Origin of the sequence: Pseudoxanthomonas sp. CF125 (genome assembly GCF_900104085.1) — a bacterium.
Taxonomy (GTDB): Bacteria; Pseudomonadota; Gammaproteobacteria; order Xanthomonadales; family Xanthomonadaceae; genus Pseudoxanthomonas_A.
Genome location: NZ_FNLD01000003.1, coordinates 179,917 through 199,556, shown reverse-complemented (window position 1 = coordinate 199,556; position 19,640 = coordinate 179,917). Strand labels below are relative to the sequence as shown.

18 protein-coding genes are annotated in these 19,640 nt (G+C 59.1%); 9 read left to right on the top strand and 9 right to left on the bottom strand.

The genetic code is table 11. From position 1 onward, the window contains the following. Positions 1–130 precede the first annotated feature (130 nt). The 4 genes from dtd to mdoH all read left to right on the top strand — a co-directional run bounded on the left by dtd (position 131) and on the right by mdoH (position 6,200). Positions 131–571 carry a D-aminoacyl-tRNA deacylase gene (gene dtd / locus BLR66_RS14445; protein WP_093288470.1) on the top strand — a complete coding sequence of 147 codons (441 nt, stop codon included), beginning with the start codon at positions 131–133 and terminating at the stop codon, positions 569–571. A 131-nt stretch (positions 572–702) separates the two neighbouring features. Continuing rightward, on the top strand, positions 703–2,550 hold the full coding sequence (gene rpoD, locus BLR66_RS14440) for an RNA polymerase sigma factor RpoD (protein ID WP_093289874.1): 1,848 nt from the start codon (positions 703–705) through the stop codon (positions 2,548–2,550). A gap of 201 nt (positions 2,551–2,751) precedes the next feature. Further along, positions 2,752–4,284, top strand: a complete 1,533-nt coding sequence (locus BLR66_RS14435) for an OpgD/OpgG family glucan biosynthesis protein (protein WP_093288467.1) — start codon at positions 2,752–2,754, stop codon at positions 4,282–4,284. A 5-nt stretch (positions 4,285–4,289) separates the two neighbouring features. Next, a complete protein-coding gene (gene mdoH, locus BLR66_RS14430; protein ID WP_093288464.1) occupies positions 4,290–6,200 on the top strand; it encodes a glucans biosynthesis glucosyltransferase MdoH in 1,911 nt (636 codons plus the stop codon). A 280-nt stretch (positions 6,201–6,480) separates the two neighbouring features. Here mdoH and BLR66_RS19010 read toward each other — a convergent pair whose 3' ends face one another. Both BLR66_RS19010 and BLR66_RS14425 read right to left on the bottom strand, forming a co-directional pair. After that, positions 6,481–6,849 carry a hypothetical protein gene (locus BLR66_RS19010; RefSeq protein ID WP_143014661.1) on the bottom strand — a complete coding sequence of 123 codons (369 nt, stop codon included), beginning with the start codon at positions 6,847–6,849 and terminating at the stop codon, positions 6,481–6,483. After that, positions 6,839–7,327 carry a Panacea domain-containing protein gene (locus BLR66_RS14425; protein ID WP_176943896.1) on the bottom strand — a complete coding sequence of 163 codons (489 nt, stop codon included), beginning with the start codon at positions 7,325–7,327 and terminating at the stop codon, positions 6,839–6,841. Before BLR66_RS14425 ends, BLR66_RS19010 begins: the two co-directional genes overlap by 11 nt. A 448-nt stretch (positions 7,328–7,775) precedes the next feature. On the opposite strand from BLR66_RS14425, the gene BLR66_RS14420 reads away from it, so the two are divergent. Continuing rightward, complete coding sequence (locus tag BLR66_RS14420; protein ID WP_176943895.1) at positions 7,776–8,501, top strand: DUF4145 domain-containing protein; 726 nt, start codon at positions 7,776–7,778, stop codon at positions 8,499–8,501. Between the two features lie 136 nt (positions 8,502–8,637). Here BLR66_RS14420 and BLR66_RS14415 read toward each other — a convergent pair whose 3' ends face one another. Beyond that, positions 8,638–9,147: a hypothetical protein gene (locus BLR66_RS14415; protein ID WP_093288455.1), complete on the bottom strand. Its 510-nt coding sequence runs from the start codon at positions 9,145–9,147 to the stop codon at positions 8,638–8,640. A 472-nt stretch (positions 9,148–9,619) separates the two neighbouring features. Here BLR66_RS14415 and BLR66_RS19005 point away from each other — a divergent pair, with 472 nt between their 5' ends. From BLR66_RS19005 to BLR66_RS14390, 4 genes are all read left to right on the top strand, one after another. Continuing rightward, on the top strand, positions 9,620–10,726 hold the full coding sequence (locus BLR66_RS19005) for an IS3 family transposase (protein WP_176943894.1): 1,107 nt from the start codon (positions 9,620–9,622) through the stop codon (positions 10,724–10,726). A gap of 594 nt (positions 10,727–11,320) precedes the next feature. Continuing rightward, complete coding sequence (locus tag BLR66_RS19515) at positions 11,321–11,647, top strand: excalibur calcium-binding domain-containing protein (protein WP_093288449.1); 327 nt, start codon at positions 11,321–11,323, stop codon at positions 11,645–11,647. Next, complete coding sequence (locus BLR66_RS14395) at positions 11,623–12,342, top strand: hypothetical protein (RefSeq protein WP_176943893.1); 720 nt, start codon at positions 11,623–11,625, stop codon at positions 12,340–12,342. The genes BLR66_RS19515 and BLR66_RS14395 overlap by 25 nt, the downstream gene beginning before the upstream one ends. A 15-nt stretch (positions 12,343–12,357) precedes the next feature. Next, positions 12,358–13,257 carry a DUF2971 domain-containing protein gene (locus BLR66_RS14390; protein WP_143014658.1) on the top strand — a complete coding sequence of 300 codons (900 nt, stop codon included), beginning with the start codon at positions 12,358–12,360 and terminating at the stop codon, positions 13,255–13,257. Positions 13,258–13,281: 24 nt separating this feature from the next. On the opposite strand, the gene BLR66_RS14385 is transcribed toward BLR66_RS14390, so the two are convergent. The 6 genes from BLR66_RS14385 to BLR66_RS14360 all read right to left on the bottom strand — a co-directional run bounded on the left by BLR66_RS14385 (position 13,282) and on the right by BLR66_RS14360 (position 18,815). Further along, positions 13,282–15,525, bottom strand: coding sequence for a hypothetical protein (locus BLR66_RS14385; protein WP_093288441.1), 2,244 nt, complete (start codon positions 15,523–15,525; stop codon positions 13,282–13,284). 137 nt (positions 15,526–15,662) lie between these two features. After that, positions 15,663–15,887 carry a hypothetical protein gene (locus BLR66_RS19000; protein WP_143014657.1) on the bottom strand — a complete coding sequence of 75 codons (225 nt, stop codon included), beginning with the start codon at positions 15,885–15,887 and terminating at the stop codon, positions 15,663–15,665. After that, positions 15,874–16,434: a hypothetical protein gene (locus tag BLR66_RS14380; protein ID WP_143014656.1), complete on the bottom strand. Its 561-nt coding sequence runs from the start codon at positions 16,432–16,434 to the stop codon at positions 15,874–15,876. The genes BLR66_RS19000 and BLR66_RS14380 overlap by 14 nt, the downstream gene beginning before the upstream one ends. A gap of 15 nt (positions 16,435–16,449) precedes the next feature. Then, entirely contained in the window at positions 16,450–16,761 is a 312-nt protein-coding gene (locus tag BLR66_RS14375) for a hypothetical protein (protein ID WP_143014655.1), read from the bottom strand. Between the two features lie 704 nt (positions 16,762–17,465). Continuing rightward, positions 17,466–17,879 carry a hypothetical protein gene (locus tag BLR66_RS14365; protein ID WP_093288429.1) on the bottom strand — a complete coding sequence of 138 codons (414 nt, stop codon included), beginning with the start codon at positions 17,877–17,879 and terminating at the stop codon, positions 17,466–17,468. Positions 17,880–17,987: 108 nt separating this feature from the next. After that, on the bottom strand, positions 17,988–18,815 hold the full coding sequence (locus tag BLR66_RS14360) for a hypothetical protein (protein ID WP_093288426.1): 828 nt from the start codon (positions 18,813–18,815) through the stop codon (positions 17,988–17,990). Positions 18,816–19,640: the final 825 nt, after the last annotated feature.

Below are 19,640 nucleotides of genomic sequence, written 5' to 3'. Positions count from 1 at the left end.
ATGCTGCAGCCGGCGCATGCATGGCGATGAGGGTAAGCGGCCCCGCATGCTCACACAACCCGGCCGGGTTCGGGCTCAAGGCGGTACGCTTCCGCTAAGCGACTCCCCACACCCCGGCACTCACGTCTTTATGCTTTCACTCATCCAACGCGTCACCCAAGCCAGCGTCACCGTCGACGGCCAGACCACCGGGGCGATCGGCCCTGGCCTGCTGGCCCTGGTTGCCGTAGAACCCGGCGACACCGAGGCCCACTTCGTCCGCATGGCGGAGCGCCTGCTCGGGTACCGGGTTTTCGCCGATGGGCAGGGAAAGATGAACCGGTCCCTGGCCGATACCGGGGGCGGCCTGCTGCTGGTCAGCCAGTTCACCCTGGCTGCCGATACCCGCTCGGGCATGCGCGCCAGCTTCACCACCGCCGCCCCGCCCGAAGAGGCTGAACGCGGCTACAACCGTCTGGTCGAAATCTGCCGGCAAAAACATCCCCCAGGGGTGGAAATCGGCCGTTTCGGCGCCCATATGGTTGTCAGCCTGACCAACGACGGTCCCGTGACCTTTCTGCTGAGGCCCTGAAAACGGGCGGCGGGGGCCCCGGGCCGGAGGCCGTGCCCCAGCGCGTTCATCACCCAGGTAAGGCCAAATCCCCGGCGGCGCGGTATAATGCTGGGTTCCCCAATCTCCTATTGCCGGTGGCGCAAGCACTGATGGCCAACGAACGTCCTGCCCAACAATCCGATATCAAGCTGCTGATCAGCAAGGGCCTGGAACAGGGCTACCTGACCTTTGCCGAAGTCAACGACCACTTGCCCGACGACATCGTCGATGCCGAGCAGATCGAAGACATCATTGGCATGATCAATGGCATGGGTATCGAGGTGCACGAAATCGCACCCGATGCCGAAACGCTGCTGCTCGCCGGCAACAGCACGGGCAACCGTGAAGTCGACGACACCGCTGCCGAAGAAGCCGCCGCGGCGCTGACCCTCGACACCGAAGGCGGCCGCACCACCGACCCTGTGCGCATGTACATGCGCGAGATGGGCACGGTCGAGCTGCTGACCCGCGAAGGCGAAATCGCCATCGCCAAGCGCATCGAGGAAGGCCTGGGCCAGGTGCAAGCCTCGCTGGGCAGCTTCCCGTGGTCGATCGAACTGCTGCTGGAAGACTACGAAACCCACAAGGCGGGCAAGAAGCGTCTGGCCGAAATCGTGGTCGGCTTCAACGACCTGATCGAAGAAGTGCCCGAGCCGGTGGTGGTCGTGGCCGACGACACCGAAACCGAGGACGACGAGGAAGAGCCCGCGGTCGAGGAAGAAGCCGAAGAAGCCGGCCCGACCGGTCCGGACCCGGAAGAAGTCGCGCGCCGCATGCAGGCGCTGGCCGAGCTGTACGCCAAGTTCAAGAAGTCCTACACCAAGAGCGGCGCCGACAATAAGGCCGCGGTCAAGCTGCGCGCCGACATGGCCGAAGTCTTCGTCACCCTCAAGCTGCCGCTGGCGCTGACCGACACCCTGGTCCGCAAGCTGCGCGAAGTGGTGCAGCAGATCAAGGACCACGAGCGCCGCGTGCTGCATCTGTCCACCAACTCGGCCAAGATGCCGCGTAAAGACTTCATCCGCGCCTGGGAAGGCAACCAGACCAATCTGGGCTGGGTGGATGAAGTGCTCAAGCGCAAGCAGAAGTGGTCTTCGGCGCTGCGCGACGTGCGCGAGCAGATCATCGCCGAGCAGGAAGCCACCATCGCCATCGAACACGCGATGCATCTGAACCTGGTCGATATCAAGGAAATCAGCCGCGCGATGGCCTATGGCGAAGCCAAGGCGCGCAAGGCCAAGAAGGAAATGGTGGAGGCCAACCTGCGCCTGGTGATCTCCATCGCCAAGAAGTACACCAACCGCGGCCTGCAGTTCCTCGACCTGATCCAGGAAGGCAACATCGGCCTGATGAAGGCCGTGGACAAATTCGAATACCGCCGCGGCTACAAGTTCTCCACCTATGCCACCTGGTGGATCCGCCAGGCCATCACTCGTTCGATCGCCGACCAGGCGCGCACCATCCGCATCCCGGTGCACATGATCGAGACGATCAACAAATTGAACCGCATTTCCCGCCAGATGCTCCAGCAGTACGGCCGCGAGGCCACGCCGGAAGAACTGGCCAAGGAAATGGACATGCCCGAGGACAAGATCCGCAAGGTGATGAAGATCGCCAAAGAGCCGATCTCCATGGAAACCCCGATCGGCGACGACGAGGATTCGCACCTGGGCGACTTCATCGAGGACACCAACGTGGAGTCCCCGATCGAGAACACGGTCAACATCAACCTGTCGGAAACCGTCCGCGACGTGCTCGCCGGCCTGACCCCGCGGGAAGCCAAGGTGCTGCGCATGCGCTTCGGCATCGACATGAATACCGACCACACCCTCGAGGAAGTCGGCAAGCAGTTCGACGTCACCCGCGAGCGCATCCGCCAGATAGAGGCCAAGGCGTTGCGCAAGCTGCGCCATCCCAGCCGCTCGGAACAGCTGCGCAGTTTCCTCGATATCGAGTAAGCGGCAGCCGCCTCGGCAACCAAGGCGACGCGAAACCAGAAGCCCCGCCGATGCGGGGCTTCTTCGTTTGTGGCCGCGGTCCACCATGGCCACGACCTGCATGGCAGGTCAGGCATCGGCCCACCGGTCGTGTCTTGGCGCTAACGCGGCCTTGCCTACAATGCGGCCGCTTCCCCCAGCCCAGCTTCGCGAGGAATAACGGTGCGCAGACGAGAATTGATCCTGAGCGGCCTATCGTTGCCCCTGGCGACGCTGGCCGGTGGCGGCTTGCTGTCGCCGCTGACGGCATGGGCCGCAGACAACGGCACCACATTCGACAACGACAGCGTGCCGGCCATGGCGCGACGGCTGGCCGCCGAGCCTTTCCGCAAACCGCCCGCCGATCTGCCCAAATGGCTGCAGGACATGGGCTACGACGAATATCGGGATATCCGCTTCAATCCGGCGCATGCGTTGTGGCGCAAGCAGGGACTGCCTTTCCAGGCGCAGTTCTTCCATCGCGGTTTTCTGTTCAAGGACCGGGTACAGGTCTTCACCGTCGCCGCCGGACGCGCCAGGCAGGTGGATTATTCCCCCGACCTTTTCACTTTCCGCGCCTCGGCGGTGCGCGGCCGCGCCGGAGCCGACCTGGGATTCGCGGGAATGCGCCTGCACGGGACCATCAACCGCCCCGACTATTTCGATGAAATCTGCGCTTTCCTCGGCGCCAGCTATTTCCGTGCGGTAGCCAAGGGCCAGTCCTACGGATTGTCGGCGCGCGGTCTGGCCTTGAACACGGTGCAGCCGGTGGGCGAGGAATTTCCGGTGTTCCGCGCATTCTGGATAGAAACTCCAGCGCTTAACGCTACCGCGATCATCGTACATGCATTGATGGACAGCCCCAGTGTCTCGGGCGCGTTCCGCTTCGCGATCAAGCCCGGGGACGAAACCGTGTTCGACGTACAGGCGCGCCTGTACCCGCGCGTGGAGTTGACCCATGCGGGCATCGCCGCATTGACCAGCATGTACGAGTTCGGCGCCAGCGATCGGGTGGGCGTGGACGACTACCGTCCGGCGGTGCACGACTCGGAAGGATTGGCCTTGCTGACCGGTGCGGACGAACAGATCTGGCGGCCGCTGCACAACCCGGCCACCGTGCAGGACAGCGGCTTCCAGGACACCACGCCGCGCGGATTCGGTCTGATGCAGCGCCAGCGCGACTTCGCCGCCTTCGCCGACAGCGAAGCGCACTACGAGAAGCGTCCCAGCCTGTGGGTGGAACCGGTCGGCGACTGGGGCAAGGGCGCGGTGCATCTGGTCGAGATTCCCACCGGCGACGAATACCACGACAACATCGTCGCGTTCTGGCGTCCGGCCGCGCCCCTGGCCGCAGGGCGCGAGCACCGCTTCGACTATCGCCTGCACTGGTGCAGCGACTACCAGTGGAAGCGCGAACTGGCCATCGTCGCCAACACCATGATCGGCGCCGCTGCGCAACCGGGCCGACGGCTGGTGATCATCGATTTCAAAGGCGATGCCCTGACGGGATTGGGCGAGAAGGACCTCAAGCCCGATGTCTGGTCCGGCGCTGGCAAGGTGCTCAACGCCGTCGCCCATCCGGTACCGGCGACGGGAGGTTGGCGAATCGGATTCGAACTCGATCCGGCCGGTACGCAAGCGGCGGAACTGCACGCGCGCCTGTTGAAAGGCACGCAACCGGTTTCGGAAACATGGCTTTACCGTTGGACGGCGTAAACCTGATGCAGGCGCAGCCGATCATTCCTGCCGCTTGCGAATCGCTGCCGCCGCCTTCGCCGATGCAGATGCCGGTGCAATCGCTGCGCACCGGCAAGCTCGATCGGCGCCTGCTGCCCAGCGCGCCGCGCGGGGCTTTCTGGCGCCGCGCGTACATTCTGGGCGGCACCGGCGCGCTCACCGTCCTGGCGACCTACCAGATGTGGCGGGTGCTGCGCGTAGAGGGCGTGAGCGTGCTGGAAGGCGTGCTGCTTGCCTTGTTCGTGGCGTTGTTCGCCTGGATCGCGCAATCGTTCCTGGGCGCGCTGGCAGGGTTCGTGCTGGTGCTGTCGCGCAAGGGAGGTAGATCGTTGGGAATAGATCCCGATGCGCCTTTGCCTGCGTTGCCGCCCTCGGCACGCACGGCGTTGCTGATGCCGGCGTACAACGAGGATCCGCACCGGTTGATGGCGGGCTTGCAGGCCATCTACGAATCGGTGCGCGATACCGGACAGGGAGAGCGTTTCGATTTCTTCATTCTGAGCGACACCACCCGCGCCGAAACCGCCGAAGCGGAAGCCGCCGAATACCAAGCGCTGCTTGCGCGCCTCGGCAGCCCGGCCAATCTCTACTATCGCCGCCGTACCGACAACATCGAACGCAAGGCCGGCAACATCGCCGAATGGCTGCGGCGTTTCGGCGGCGCTTATCCGTACATGCTGATCCTGGACGCCGACAGCCTGATGACCGGCGACACCATCGTCAGACTGGCCGCAGCCATCGATGAGAACGCGGACGTCGGCCTGATCCAGTCGCTGCCGGCCATCGTCAACGGCACCAGCCTGTTCGCGCGCATGCAGCAGTTTTCCGGACGCGTGTACGGTCCGATCATCGCCCATGGCGTGGCCTGGTGGCATGGCGCCGAGAGCAACTACTGGGGCCACAACGCGATCATCCGCACCCGGGCCTTCGCCGAACAGGCGGGCTTGCCGCAACTGCCCGGCGACAAGCCTTTCGGCGGCCATGTGCTGAGCCACGATTTCGTCGAAGCGGCGCTGATCCGTCGCGGCGGCTGGGCCTTGCACATGGTTCCCGCACTGCATGGCAGCTACGAGGAAGGGCCGCCTTCGCTCACCGACCTGCTGGTGCGCGACCGCCGCTGGTGCCAGGGCAACCTGCAGCATGCTGCCGTGTTGCCGACGCGCGGCCTGCATTGGGTGAGCCGCTGGCATTTCATGATCGGCATCGGCCACTACTTCACCGCGCCCATGTGGGCGATGCTGCTGCTGGTCGGCATCGCGATCCCGTTCGAGCATATCGGCTTGGCTTCCGAGGGCGGCCTGCGCGCCGCGCTCTCTCCGGCGGCGTACTGGAGATCGCTGGATCCGGAGCGGATCGTCTGGTTGTTCGCGGCCAGCATGGCCGCGCTGTTCGCTCCCAAGATCCTGGGCTATCTGGCCATGCTGCTGAATCCTGCGGAACGCCGCGGCTGCGGCGGCGCGCTGCGCGCGCTGCTGAGCGTATTGATCGAAAGCGTGCTTGCGGCGCTGATGGCCCCCATCGTGATGTACGTGCAGTCGCGCGGTGTGGCCGAAGTGTTGGCGGGCAAGGATTCGGGCTGGGAATCGCAGCGTCGCGACGACGGCAGTCTGCCTTTGTCCGGACTGTTGAAGAGCTATGGTGGTTTGAGTCTGTTCGGGTTGCTGATGGGTGTGTTGGCGTTGTTCGCATCGCCTTCGCTGGCGGCGTGGATGGCGCCGGTGACCCTGGGACTGGTGCTGGCCGTTCCACTGGTGGCGCTGACTTCGGCGCGCGCGCCCGGGCAATGGCTGCGTAAGAGGAAGCTGCTCAGCATCCCGGAAGAGACCGACCCGCCCCCTATTCTCAAGCGAGCCACGCAGCTGCGCCTGCAATCCGCGCCGCGGACGGCGGCATAGCGCCGCGCCAGACCCATCGATCACCGCCACGAACCGGCGAGACGTGCATGGCCATGAACCGGCCAGTTACAATTGCGCCCTGCGACGGGCCCATAGCTCAATGGTTAGAGCAGAGGACTCATAATCCGGTTTCGCAGCGTTTCCGGTTTTTAGCTTTATATGCTTTTAGCCGCTAAAAACAGCCGTTCCCGACGATTTTAGTGACTTGCATTTTGCCGCTGGGGTCCGCAATTTTCTAGCTTTTTCCGGCATGATTACACCGGAGTTACACGCGGATGGGCTACTTGTTGCGATTGGCCACTGCGTCGCGCAGGTAGGAGAAAACAAATCCTCCAAAAGCGCTGCTGAAAAGCATCTTGTCCATCGATTGAACCTCCGAATCGCTTAGCCAGCGCCACGTATCGGGCGCGGCCAAATGCCAGAAGCGCACCACCATTAAGCTCCCCAAAATCAAAGCGCCAAATCTCAGAGAGTAAATGACAAGGCGATGAATCTCGCTTCGCATTTCAGATTCGAATTTTCTTTGTTCCTTCTTCCCAAGTTCGTCTACAGGAAGGGGCTGATGTGCAGCCGCATCAATGGCATCAAACCTTGCCGTAAACTGGCCGGCAGGGCCTAAATCTCCGGGTGGAGTTCCGTCATTGGACACGGTTAGCTGCGATCTTCTGATCGTAGTGGGCTTTGATCTCTTCTTCCGGAATTTCAGTTCCCCAGCCGAAGCGCCCGCCGCGCTCGATATACGCCTTATACCAAGGCGTGTCGGCTTGGTGTGTCAGCGTGGACAACTGCAATCCGCTATAGGGAGCATAGCTTTTGAACACACTGTCGAGCAGTGAAACGGTATTGGGATCATCAATGACCGGAGATTCAGCACCAAGTCTCATTGGGATGATGGCCGTGATTGGCCCATCGCCATAGCACTTGAGCTTGTGGTAAAGCGAGTCAATGACAGGCCCGAACTTCCAAGCCTGAACGCGCTCATTTATGAGCGGCCGATTGAAATATCCGAGATGCCAGCCATGCGCTATGTAAACCAGCTTAATCAGCTGCATGGGGGTAAGAGACTTGTTTTCTTGGGCGGCTTTGCCCAAGAAGAAGTTGGCAACCGCCGCAGGCGAGTAAGACATGAAGGCTCTCCAGATGGATCGCGATAGAGCGATTTCGGCGTCTCTGCGAGTTGGGATACTAGCAGAACAACCTGTGGATAAGTGGGGTGGCAGCGTTCGCATTTAAAGTGTTGCGGCAAGACCCGTTAGGCGACGGTTGGGTTATCTGGGAGCCAGAACTAACCATGCGCTCAGAGGCTTTCAACCACCCCAGCTGGGGCTAGGGCAGGCGCGGGCCTACCGCAGGGTGTGGCGCGGCATGCTGTAGGTCGGCAGCAGTCAGCACAGCGCTGGGCGACCCCAAGGCGATGAGACGCGCTTCCCTAACTCTCCAAACGCAATTAGCTGCCCTAAACGTCCTGACATCCCCAGTACGTAAATACTTCACACTGGCCGGTGGCCTCATCTGCTCTGGTTCCGGCCACCAGGGCGGCATAGAGTGGCCGTCAGCTTCTACCAATGAATGTGGATGACTTTAGTAAACGTTGAGAATCATATGTCACAGACAAGTACTGAAACCTTCGTTATTGACTGCCATCGCTGTAAGGCGAAAGTGGCCGCCATTGAGACGGGCCGGACGAATCGCGGAGGCTGGGAAGATGGCGCAGGTGAGCCATGGGGCGAACGAATACTTCTAGGTACGTGCCCCCGATGCAACTCAGTGCTGGTCGGCCAAGCAACGCAGATTGGATTCGCTGGCCATGATAGCGATACAGATGATTGGTCAGATGTAACACGGGTCTTTCCGAAGCCGCCGAAAGTGTTTTCCAGCTACCGCATTCCTAAAACGGTAACGGATTCGCTCAACGAAGCGGATAGATCCCTGCAAGCTAACGCCAATATCGCTGCATGCGTGATGTTCGGTCGTGCGCTTGAAGCATTGTGCCGCGACGCTTTGTTCGAAGAAGAAGTGGATTCAACAGCCAAGAAGCCTAGGCCAATCATGCTTAGCGCTGGCATAAAAATGCTCAAAGAAAAGAAAATAATCGACGAAAGGCTGTATGACTGGAGCCAGCAACTGGCAGCTTTCCGAAACTTGGCCGCACATCCAGAAGATATTTCTATATCCAGAAACGACGCAGAAGATCTGCAGATCTTTGTATATGCGATTGTTGAATACGTATACGACCTGGCGGATCGCTACGAAGAGTTCAAAGAGCGAGCAGAAAAGCGAGCTAAGCGCAGAAAGCCGTAGATGCTAGCCGGTCAGCAGAGGCTGCCATCATGTCCTGAGCTAACCGCGTGGGACAAGTCCTACGAAGTTCGCTGGCTCCCCTCCTTGCCAACGATCTGCTTGACCAACTGCAGTGGACTCTTTCCCATGCGCACTCTTATGCCAACTGATCACCAGGCCCATTTGCAATTGTCGCCCACCCTTTTTCTGCAAAACGCCCGAATAGCCTCCAGGAACTAAAGATGGGCGAGCGAACGTTCAGTTCGTGAGCTGGCCTGGTAGCTCCTGTGAGTAGGTTCACTAGGATCACGAGGCCACCAAACAGACTAGAACCATCGCTCTGGGCCACGAGCCAAATTCCGTCGTGTAATACAGTCACAGCACCAATAAAGTCATCGCTGGGAAGGTCTTCCTTGATCACTGGCCCAAGTTCTATTTCGACCTCAGTCGTTTTGAACTCCAGTACGTTAGCTGCGAACGCGGCTGCGATCGAGAATGGTCTCTTGCCTGCCTCATCCACGAGAAGAAGCCCGCCCCCTTCCTTGTCGACGGCCGAAGCCTGAAGCCGCATCCAAACCTGATTACGGACAATACCGATGCTGCCGGGCGCGAGTGCACTGAATGCGGTCTGCTTTGCTGCACCCAGAGATAAACGGATAGGAAACATGGTTAATCCTATGGAGCTGTAACGTACCTATAGCACGACCACTTCCGCCTGGTTTCACCTTGGCTCCGCCACGCCCTCGATTGACGTTCGGTCCGTGGTGATTCCGCGGGCCCGTCTTGGAGCAAGTGGCTGGGTTGGGGCACTCACTTGAGTACGTCTGGTCGGGTTATCCGTCGACCGATTTCTGGATTTGGCTATAAATTGCGGCGTAGGCCTTCGATGTTCTTTCTGCCGCTGTGTCCGCGTTGGCCGCTATAAAGACCCCAGGGTTGCCCTGTATGAGTGCAATAACAATCTTTGATGCTTCGGCCATGGCGGCGATCTTCTCTGGGCTTGTCATTCTTTCTTTCTCGGGACGGGCGGGTTAGTCCATCATCTGTTGTCAAATCCGACTTTGATACGTAAATATTTCACACCGAACGCAGGATCCAAGAAGTTATGGTGAGCATTGCCCGAAACAGGTGTCGTCAGCGTGCTGACCAGAGAGCAAGTCTCACGCGTTCTTCAGGCCTATAAGAATGGCGCGAGCCGCTATCAGATCGCTGAGCGATGCCAGCTCAGCTACGGGACGGTATGTCGTGTACTGAGACTTCGTTCGTATGAGGCCTACTTGCTGCCCCGAAACACGGATAAGCGTGCCAAGCACACGGAAACGCTTCTAAGGAATCGCCTGCGCAAAGTGGAGCGACTGTTGAAGATAACCGTCAGCGTGGTCAGACACCTACAACCGAACGGTCGGAAGCGTGCATTACTCGCTACCCCGGTTCGTGCGCGCCATGGGCTATCGCGTCAAGAAGCCAACCGAATAGTTGGGGTTTCGCCATCTGCGGGCTGCCCCAAACTCTCGAGTGATGCGACCAAATGCATCGTGGAAGATATGACCCGCTACTTCGACCAGAATCCCGGCCAGGGCTTTAACAAGGTTCTCGAAGCGATCTTGCAGGGTCAACCATACGGCCGAAAACAGCTACGGCAGGTGTATGAGGATGCCAAACTTCAGATCACCAACCGAAGGCCGATTGCTGAAGGCCTAGCCCCGGTTCCGCTTCGCGTGAGCCGCCCTATTCAAGCGCAGTTCTCATTGAACGAAATGTGGTCAATGGATTTCATGACCCACGTAACCACAGGCGGGAAACGCTTCTGGATACTCAATATTGTGGACGATTTCAATCGTGAGTGTGTGGCTGCTGAAGTATCTGAGCGCAGGTCCACGGTAATGGTCGTGCGATGCCTGAGGAAGATCCGGTCCATCGGACGAACGCCGAAGGCGATACGCAGCGACAATGGGATGGAGTTCAAAGGCCGCGACTACATAGCCTGGGCAAAGGCAGCTGTTGTGAATCGTGTCTACATTCGACCGGCTTCGCCTACCGAGAACAGCTTGGTCGAGCGCTTCAATCAAACGATGCGCCTCGAGGTTCTGAGTCGCTACGCAATCACCTCGATTCCGGAGGCGGCAAGGATGCTGGAGGATTGGCGAGTTCGCTACAACCTTTCTAGACCTCATTATTCGCTCGGAGGGCTTTCGCCGCTGCAGTATTCCGCGCTCGCGGGGTCTAAAGCGTCGATAAAACCGTGAGGTCGCAGCTTTGCCTTTTCCTGTTCTTCCTTTAGATAGTCGGCCACCAGCTCATCGGCCAGCACGTCGATCAGCCTGAGAATGCCGGGGGACAATGCTTGTGGCTTGCCATCTTGTTCCTCCACGATCGGGTCCTCCAGTGGTGTAAGACAAATCCTACCCCACATGGCGCCATTGACTGACTGCGCCAGCTCAGCGCGCGCGGCATCCTAATCCTGCCCCCGGAAGCATGCCCCTGCGCTGACAAGAATTGTCGCTCTGCAGAAGGAAAAGGGTCCCGCCTTGAGCAAGCGGTTAGCTGGGCCGGGGGCAACTTCTTCAGATGCTGGGCTTTCGTATGGACGCTGAGTTCTTCGTGATCATGCCGGCCATGTCCGGCTGGGACCTATACCATGGGATAGAAGGTTGCGGCTGGTTCGCCAAGTGGGGTGACGCCCTTGAGGCCGCGGATATAATGGCCGGCGCCCGCCACGATGCTACTGGGGTAACTACCGCGGTCGTAGTAGAGATGCGCAACAGGGACGCAGCAGTGATCAGCGTCCACGCCTGACTGGATCGTCCATCCTATTCCGGGGACGGTCTGCCAGGGGCGGTATGATCGACCACCGCGGGTGGGGGCTCACTGTGAAAAATTTACTATTCGCCATAGTTATTGCTGTGCTGGCCTGGCTCGCATACGGCAAGTTCAAGCCCATGGTCGACACCGGCGCATATGAACCAGCTTCGGCTTCTTCGGCAGCGCAGTCCCACAGCTCAGCCGCTAACGAATCCGGCCCTGCGAAATTCGCTTGTGATGAACGAACTCACTGTTCGCAAATGCGTTCGTGCGCAGAGGCTATCTACTTCATCAAGCATTGCCCGAATACAAAGATGGATGGCAACGAAGATGGTGTCCCGTGCGAGAAGCAGTGGTGCAATTGACTGTCAACTCAGCGGAGGATCTTCCTTTGGAACGGGAGCGTTGGAATCTGAAAGAGCTTCGGGAACATATCCGCACCTTGCCGAAAGAGAGAAAGGTCGCATTGGCGTTCGTAACATCTCTTGACTGGGCAGATCGAATTTTCAAGTACCACTTCTGCGAGGCTCGCGATGCCTTGCGATCAGTCCCTATCGACGAAGACCCAAACTCCATTAAGAATCACGAGCTCATGTTCTCATCCACAGACGAGCATGAATTCAGCATGCTTGTAATCCGCGCAAACGTTACCGCCTGTATCCACACCGCCCGAAACGCCTACGACCACTTGGCTCAGTTATGCAACGTCCTGCTGTTGGACCCGCCAATGTCGGTGGAATCCTGTGACTTTCACAGAGTCCGGCGGAGTCTGCCGGAGTCCGAGTTACGCAACAAACTGGATTTGTTAGCAGAATCTGATTGGTTTCAGTACATCGCAGCCTACTCAAATACCAGTAAGCACAGAATGCTAGTTCAGCAGAGTCTGCATCTCTCGTACGCAGATGGCATTGCTGGAATTCGCGCGGAGAGTTTCGAACACGACAAGGCCTATCCTTCCCATATGGTCGGCGATCTACTGGAAGGAATTCTTGAAGTGAAGAATCAGATTATTATCTGCGGACGCACGCTGAATGACGAAATTATCCGTGGTGAAAGATGAGTGGAAGGAGGCATTTTGTCGAGACTTCACAATCGCGACCATTTTTACAAGTTCTCCAGCGTTGAAACAGCGCGAATAATAATTTCCAACAAAACGCTCCGTTGGAGCTCCCCTCTAGTCTTCAATGACCCGTTTGACACCCAGACGGGGTTGGTCGCAAGCATTGATCCAGGAGAGTTTGCCGATGCGTTCTGCGCTCGCAATTGTGAGATGGTGCTTGCAGACAGTCTTCCAGACTATTTCGATCCTCACAATCGCCTGCACATCGCTTGGAACTTTTTGCGCGAGGCCCGTGAGAGGTTCTCACCCGACGAACTAAAGAAGGTGTTTCGTGAGGAGGCGGATAAACTAGCCGCAACACTTCCGGACCATCTGGAGAAGCTATCCAAGAGCGTTGCGACGGAGATGGTCCACGCAAAGATTCTATGCGTCGCGGAAGACGTTAACAACGTCGTAATGTGGTCTCATTACGCACAAGAGCACCGCGGTGTGGCATTTAAACTAAAGTGTCTGGATGACATCGACCATCCACTGATCGCTGCGCGAAAAGTCACCTACAGTGACCAGTATGTCGAGGCTGGGACCGCCTTGCAGTTGGCTGAGCATTTCACAGGCGTCAAGAAGATTGACTTGAATTCACTTGTCTGGGAAACGGTCTTCATGAAGCACGCGGATTGGTCATATGAGCGTGAATGGCGATGCTATTGGCCGCTGATCCGCGAACCGCGTGACGTGCCACACGTGGACGAACGGGAGAATGCAAGAATATTCGATTCGATCTACTTCGGCTGCAGAATGCCACAAAGCGTCATCGAAGAAATGACCGCATTGTGCAGAGACCAATTGCCAAATGCACACATATTCAAGGCGCGGAAAAGCCACACAAACTTCGACCTTGTCTTTGATCTCCTCTAGATTCAAACATCGCTGTTAAGGCCATTAGTTGTTCCTCCTGGAAGCCTGTCCAGTTTCGTACGCCAGGCGCGCGTTCTTCTGGCTCTCGGTGCGCGGGTCGTATGGCGCCGCATAGTTGATAGCGATGTTCTGCACGACGCCTCCGCGGCTACCGCCGCCCTTCCGCATCGACTCAACATTAGCGACACCGCCGCCGCGCGCGACATCGTCCTGGCTCCACACGACCTCCCCTGCATGGGCAAGCCCTGCGACCTTGTTGCGGGCGCCCGGCCCCGTATAGCCGCCGTCTGCGAAGCCCCACTCCCCCGAGAAGAGATCCACGACGCTGCCTGCATCGGATGCAGCGGTCGTGCTGCTGCTCGTCCCGCCGAAGAACGAACCAAACAGATTGCCGAGCCACCCGCCAGCATTTCCGCCCCCTGGATCGCCCTGCTTTCCAAGCAGCTGGTCCATAAGGTTTTCGGAGATCATCTGCATCAAGCGCTTGTAGACAGAGTCCAGCGCGTCGAGCGTCGCCTCCTTCCACCCCTTGGAACTGGTGGTCATGTCGTAAAGCCAGCCAGCCCCTGCATCACGGACCGCGTCCATGGCGCCTACCTGGTCCTCCATCGCGTCGCGCTGCTCTTGCAGCAGCCGCGTGTTCGCTTCTATCGACTGCCCGAACACAGAGTTTGCCTTTACCCCGGCCGCTTTAAGATTGTTGTAAACCTCCTGTTGAGAGGCGGTCAGACCAAGCAAATGCAACTGCTCCTCGATCGCGGCGTTGACCTCTTTGTAAGGGTTGAGTTGTAGATCAATTGCTTGCTTCTGAGCTTCGTATTCTTTTGAGAGATTGCCCTGTACCGCGGCCAAACTCTCCGCGTCGATCGCCCCCGTTTTGGCAAGGTCGTTCAGTTTTTCTTGTTCAATGGCGTACCTATACGCGGCCTCTGCCATTGGGCCGGCGAGCTGGGCAGCCATGGCCTCGAACTCACTCCGAGCCTGGGCCTCCACTGCAACAAGCTTTTCAAGCTCAGCTCGCGCCTCCTTGGCGAAGTCGGGCATTTCCCTATTCGAACTGCGGCCACCTGCGCTGCCCTTCTTTGAAGGGCCGGCGAGCGCCGCGCGGAGTTGCCGGGAATGGGCATCGACCGCGGGCCCGAGCATGGACGTTGGCATTACGTCTGTGTCTGAGAACAGCACCCGAGGCTTTCGGGAGGCCTTTGGCGCATCCGAGTACGCACCTGGGTTACGAGCCGATGCCTTCTCTTCTCCGTAGTAGGCAAGATCGGCGCCTTGGTTGGCGACATTCATACCCCGCTGGATCTGGTCCCAGTCGAGGTTCAGCACACCCTTCGCGGCTTCGGCCAGACCGACGAACCCCATAGCGGCGCCGGCCGCTACATCGCCCAAAGCTTTGAAGGGCGCCCATACGAAATCGGCGACCTTGCCCGCCATGCGAAGGACCTCCGCGATTTCGTGCGCAGTTTCCTTCAGCGTTGAGCCGTCTTTCGCTAATTGCACCCAGTTTTCGGTAAGCGCGACCAGGTCTTCAAGCAGATCCGAGGCGACGGCGGTGCCGAGCGCTTTGGCCGCCGTAGATAGTTTGGTCAGGTTGTCGTTGAACTGCTCGGCTCGCTGGCCTGCTTCGGTGGAGAGCACACCACCGAATGATTCAAGCTCCTCGCCGGCTGCCCGAATTCCATCACCACCATCCTTCAGCAGTGGGATCATCTCTTGGAAACTGCGCCCGAACAGCGAGAAGCCTGCCGCCATTGCTTCCGGAGACCCTTTCAGGTCCTGGAAGCGATCGGCAAAGTCGGCCAGGACGTTGGTCGACTCCCGCATGCTGCCGTCTGTGTTCTTGACCGCGATACCGAGGGCTTCGAATATCTTGGCTTGCTCCCCCGTCCCGCTCAGGGAGGCTGCCTGCGCCTTCGTCAGCTTGCCCAGGCTGCCGACCAGCGTTTCCATCGAGACATCGGCCAGGCCAGCGGCATATGTCAGCTTGGAGAATTCCTCGGTAGAAGTTCCGACCTTCTGCGCCGCTTTGGACATGTCGTCCATGGCGTTGATAGAGGACTTCAAGGCCACCGCAGCGGCGGTGCCTGCGGCTACCAGCGCAACACCGACTTGCTTGCCGAACTCTTTGAACTGGGCCTGGGCGCGCTTGGCGTCCTTCTCCATGCTCTTGAAGTTCTTCTCGGCGACGCGCGCAGCACGGCCCATGTCGGACTCGAAGCCCGCCATCTGTGCTTCTATCGCGACGCTTACCTTGCCGAGAGACATGAGGTGCTCCTAACGTTCTAACGTTTCGCTCAAAGGGTTGTCATTCCGTGCGGTCACAGCTATGGTGAAGGGCAGCTGCCCGCACTGGTGAGGTTGTTTCGCGGATACGGACACTCTCACCTTGTCCGTGTGGGAAATCATTCCAAAGTAAGTTCGCGCTCGAGTTCGCGTTTCCGCTTGGCCTTCGCGTGCAAGGATTCCGCATAGGCGACGGCGGCCGGATCCGCGTCGAGGGAGGCTCTGCGATCCCACAATGTGTCGTCGTCGACCTCGATCACGTCGTTTGGTTGACTGATCTTCCCATTGATCTCAACGGTCACAAGTACCCGCGCTTTTATCAGGCCGATTTTACTTCTTGTCATTTGCGTATGCCTTTACCAGTTTGTCGACGTTGCGGCGCTGATCTTCGAGCTCATCGCGCCAATAGGGCAGCCTTTCTGTAAGTCCAAAACTTGGGAATTGGATTGCCGGGGCATCGTCGCAGCCCAGCGCGTAGAGACGTTTTGTCTCCGTCTGCAGCTCCTTGTTCAACTCGATGAGGGAGTCCGCCATAGCTACCAGGCGGGCTGTGAGCTTTTGATGGTTGCCGGCGTTCTGAGCAAACAGGCGGTAACCTGCGTATCGACGGGCGGTCCAAGCCTTATCCCACTGCAGATTGATGGCGGCACTAAGCTGTTGGCTTTGCTGCCGAAGCGTTTGCAGCCGGGCGCCGTCGTTAGGAACTGCATCGACGCAACCCGGTTTCAAGCCAAGCGCCTCGGCGACCTTGTCTGGGTTCTCTTCTGGAACTTTGCCGAACCCAGCCTCGATTTCTAGAATTTGCCGATCGACCTCAAGCTTCTTTGCGTTGAGCTCGTTCATCGTGTCCACGGCAACTCGATACTCTGGGTCGTCACTCAGTGTTTTCACGTTTGCTCCTTGAGCTTAGATGCTGCGACGATTCAGATCGCGTAGGCGGCTCTGATGGTCGTGCGAATAGAATTTCTCGGCCTGGGCCGCGACATTCAGTTGAGGTTGCGCAGCGCGCGCAATTGCCGAGTCAGCCATTCCGTAGCTGGCCGCGAATGCCGCCTGTTGACCCTGCTTGGATTGAACCCAGCCGGCGACCTTCTGAGCGCGGTCCTTGGTCAAGGAGGAAGGGTCTCGACCATGCGCATGAGCGATCATTCCCGCGATCAGGCCTGGGCCGACCAGGGCCATCAAGGACATTTGAGGATGGCTGTGTTTGTTGATCATGCTGTGGCTCCGCGTGAGGTTGCGCCCATGCCTACTAAGCCATCCGAAGCGGAAGCGAACCAAGTTCATTTCCGCTTTATTTGTGTGTTTCGATCTGGGCGGCTACCAAACGGACATAGCGAGCACTTACGCCGAGATAGCGGGCGATGGCTCCCGCCGTATCGCGGGTCCAGGTGCCGGCGAGCCTGCGGTTGCGAATTGCGATTTCGACGTTAATGCGCTTACCGTTCTCGCGGCGTGTCCGGCCAGATCGGGCACCGCCTTTCCTACAGCCTGCTAACCGAGCTCGCATGAAGGCGTCTGCATCTGGCGTCTGATTCGGGTTCACGTTTGGCCGTGATCCCAAACTAAAGCGACGCCGAAATCCGCGAGCATGCTGGTCGCGACAAGGCAGTCTTCTGGCGTGAGGTCTGTCGACTTTCGCTGCAATAGCACACCAACGAAGCACGCCGCTTGCTGGAAGGGCGACCTGTGTAGCTCTGACAACGGCCCCATCGGCAGCAGTTGGAGCAGCTTTTGGGCAGCTATACGACCGCCGATTGTGGGAATTCCTTCAAGCGGAGCCTTAGCCGGCAGGGTAGGTCTGCAGCGGGCGTCGAGGATTCGGAGTGCCAGGTCGTGGTCCCCGGCCTCAATAGCGGCGTGGGTCTCTCTCATTTCACCCCACAAGGCCTCCACGAGTGGGTTTGCCTGAAGTTCGACAGTCATGCGCCAGGCCTCCGGCCGTTGCTCGTGAATTCGTTGTCTCGGGGCCGCGACTTGCTGACCTTTACGCGAGATCGATCCGCAGGGTTCATTCCGAGCTTTCCGAGCATGGTTTCCAATCGATTGAGCTTTGCGGCTTCCATGTTCTCGATACCCACGCGGCGTTTGAGAGCGAGCAGCTCTGCCGCCACCTCCAGGTACACGCGGTCCGAGTCGCCCAGCACGCCGGGTGGGGAAGAGGCCACCAAGTGGTCCCAGCAGCGTTTCTCGGGCGCCTTCATCCACTTCGGGGCTTCACCGATCGGTCCGGCTGGTACAGGCTCATCCTGTCGCTCATGCTTGCGCTCGGGATGTGCGTTGAACGCCCCCCGAAGCTCCAGGACGTTGGTGGGCGTGCGGGGTCTACCGGTCATTGGGGAAACTTCTGAGTTTTGGAGATGCAAATATTTGGCTGGGCGCACGTATCGGGAAAAGCTTGCCCCGGACTTTTGACCTACCCCTCCCCATGTAGCTGTGCGCGATCATGCGGCTTCCTGATGGGCGAGCGCCGCCTGTTGGCCGGCCGTCGTCAGAAGGTACTGCTGGTTCTCGATATACCAGAGCTTCAGCCAGTTCCCCTCGACGGCGTTCCTGAATACCTGGGGCCAATCCTTGTAGCGCTTCGTCGCGTTGGCGGAGTAGCGGTCTCGAAAGACCTCCCATGCCAGCTCAAGCATCGCATCCGGTAGCCCGATCCTTTGACAGTAGGCGATGACACTATGGTTCTCAGGTATCGCAGACTCATCAGGCTCTAACCCTCCGATCCATTCGCTGAAGGTAGCCCCGCTACGGCTCTTTGCTGGCTTGCGCGCCATGATCGAAACGGCAGTGAGTTCAGATTGTGAGTTAGTAGTGAGTTCGGGAGATGCCGGCATCACCAGATGGTGGATACGTGCATCACCAGATTGGGTGATGCCGGCATCACCAGTTGCTTCCCTGGTCTCAACGTCACTGGGGATACCAGCATCACCAGTCGTGATATCTGGTCTGGAGACATGTGCATCACCAGTTGCAGTGTCGATCCGGCGGCAGACGGTGTACCTGTTTACCAACCGCTGACCTCGGCGCTCCACGACCACATACCCGGTCTCTTCAAGCTTGCAAACGCGTGCCTGGACGTTCCGCGGCGCCAACCCAGCGAGCTTGCCGAGTCGGTTCTTTCCTGGGAAAGCGACCCCCTCGAAGTTCTGGTGTTGAAGAATCACCGCGAACACCGCCACATCGCCGCGGCACAGTCGCGGGTCGCATGTGGCCGCACGAAGGAGTCGGAGTTCGTCGACGGGCGAGATGGCGCGCTCATGGCTGCTCATGGCCCCGCTCCGTCTCACGGCGCAGCGCCGTTGCAATTCGCAACGCCAGGGCCGTCAAGCCACTGGAGTCTCGGATAATCTGGTCGGCCAACTCGGGATCCCGCGTCTGCACTAGCTTGTGCAGGCGCGCGGACAGGCCATCGGCGACATCTGGCAGTTGTTGGAGGAGGGTGCCGCTGCACGTTTCTCGGTGGACGTTCATACCTCAACCCCTCCTTTCAGTGCAGCCTGATATAGCGCGATGTTGAACTCCATCGACTCTTTGGCAGTTCGCCCCTCTTCCAGCCAACGAGCTTGGTCCGCCATATGTGCCGTGTGGGACGCCAGCGCAGCGCGGTACCTGTTGAGCATGTCTTCAGCCGTGGCGCGTCCCTCTGGGTACAGGCATGACCGCTGGATAATCACTGCCTGTTCTGGTGTGATTCGCCTCATGTGTCATCCGTCCCGGACGCCATTGCCGTGCTGCTTCGCAGGGCCTGCTGGGCATGTGCAAGCCCAAGATCCCTTCCGCATGGATATGCCCGGTTCATCAGCGTCGCCTGCTCATCTGCAGGTGCCGAATGCAAACTCGAGCCTGTCGCAAGGGGAAATTGTTGGCGGACTCTCCATCCGCTCGGACAACCTTCGCGAGCGCATCGAAGTAGGGAATCGCGTCCGCATGCTTCTCATAACCGTCGTGCGTCCGATAGCTATAGTGTTCCTTGATCGCATCTGACCGATAGGCCGGAAGTTCGTCGTCTCCCGGCGCGCGACAAGTTGGAAACTGGATGATTCTGGCGGTCATGAGCAATGGCCCGGCGGCTGCCACAGGCAATTCGACCAAGT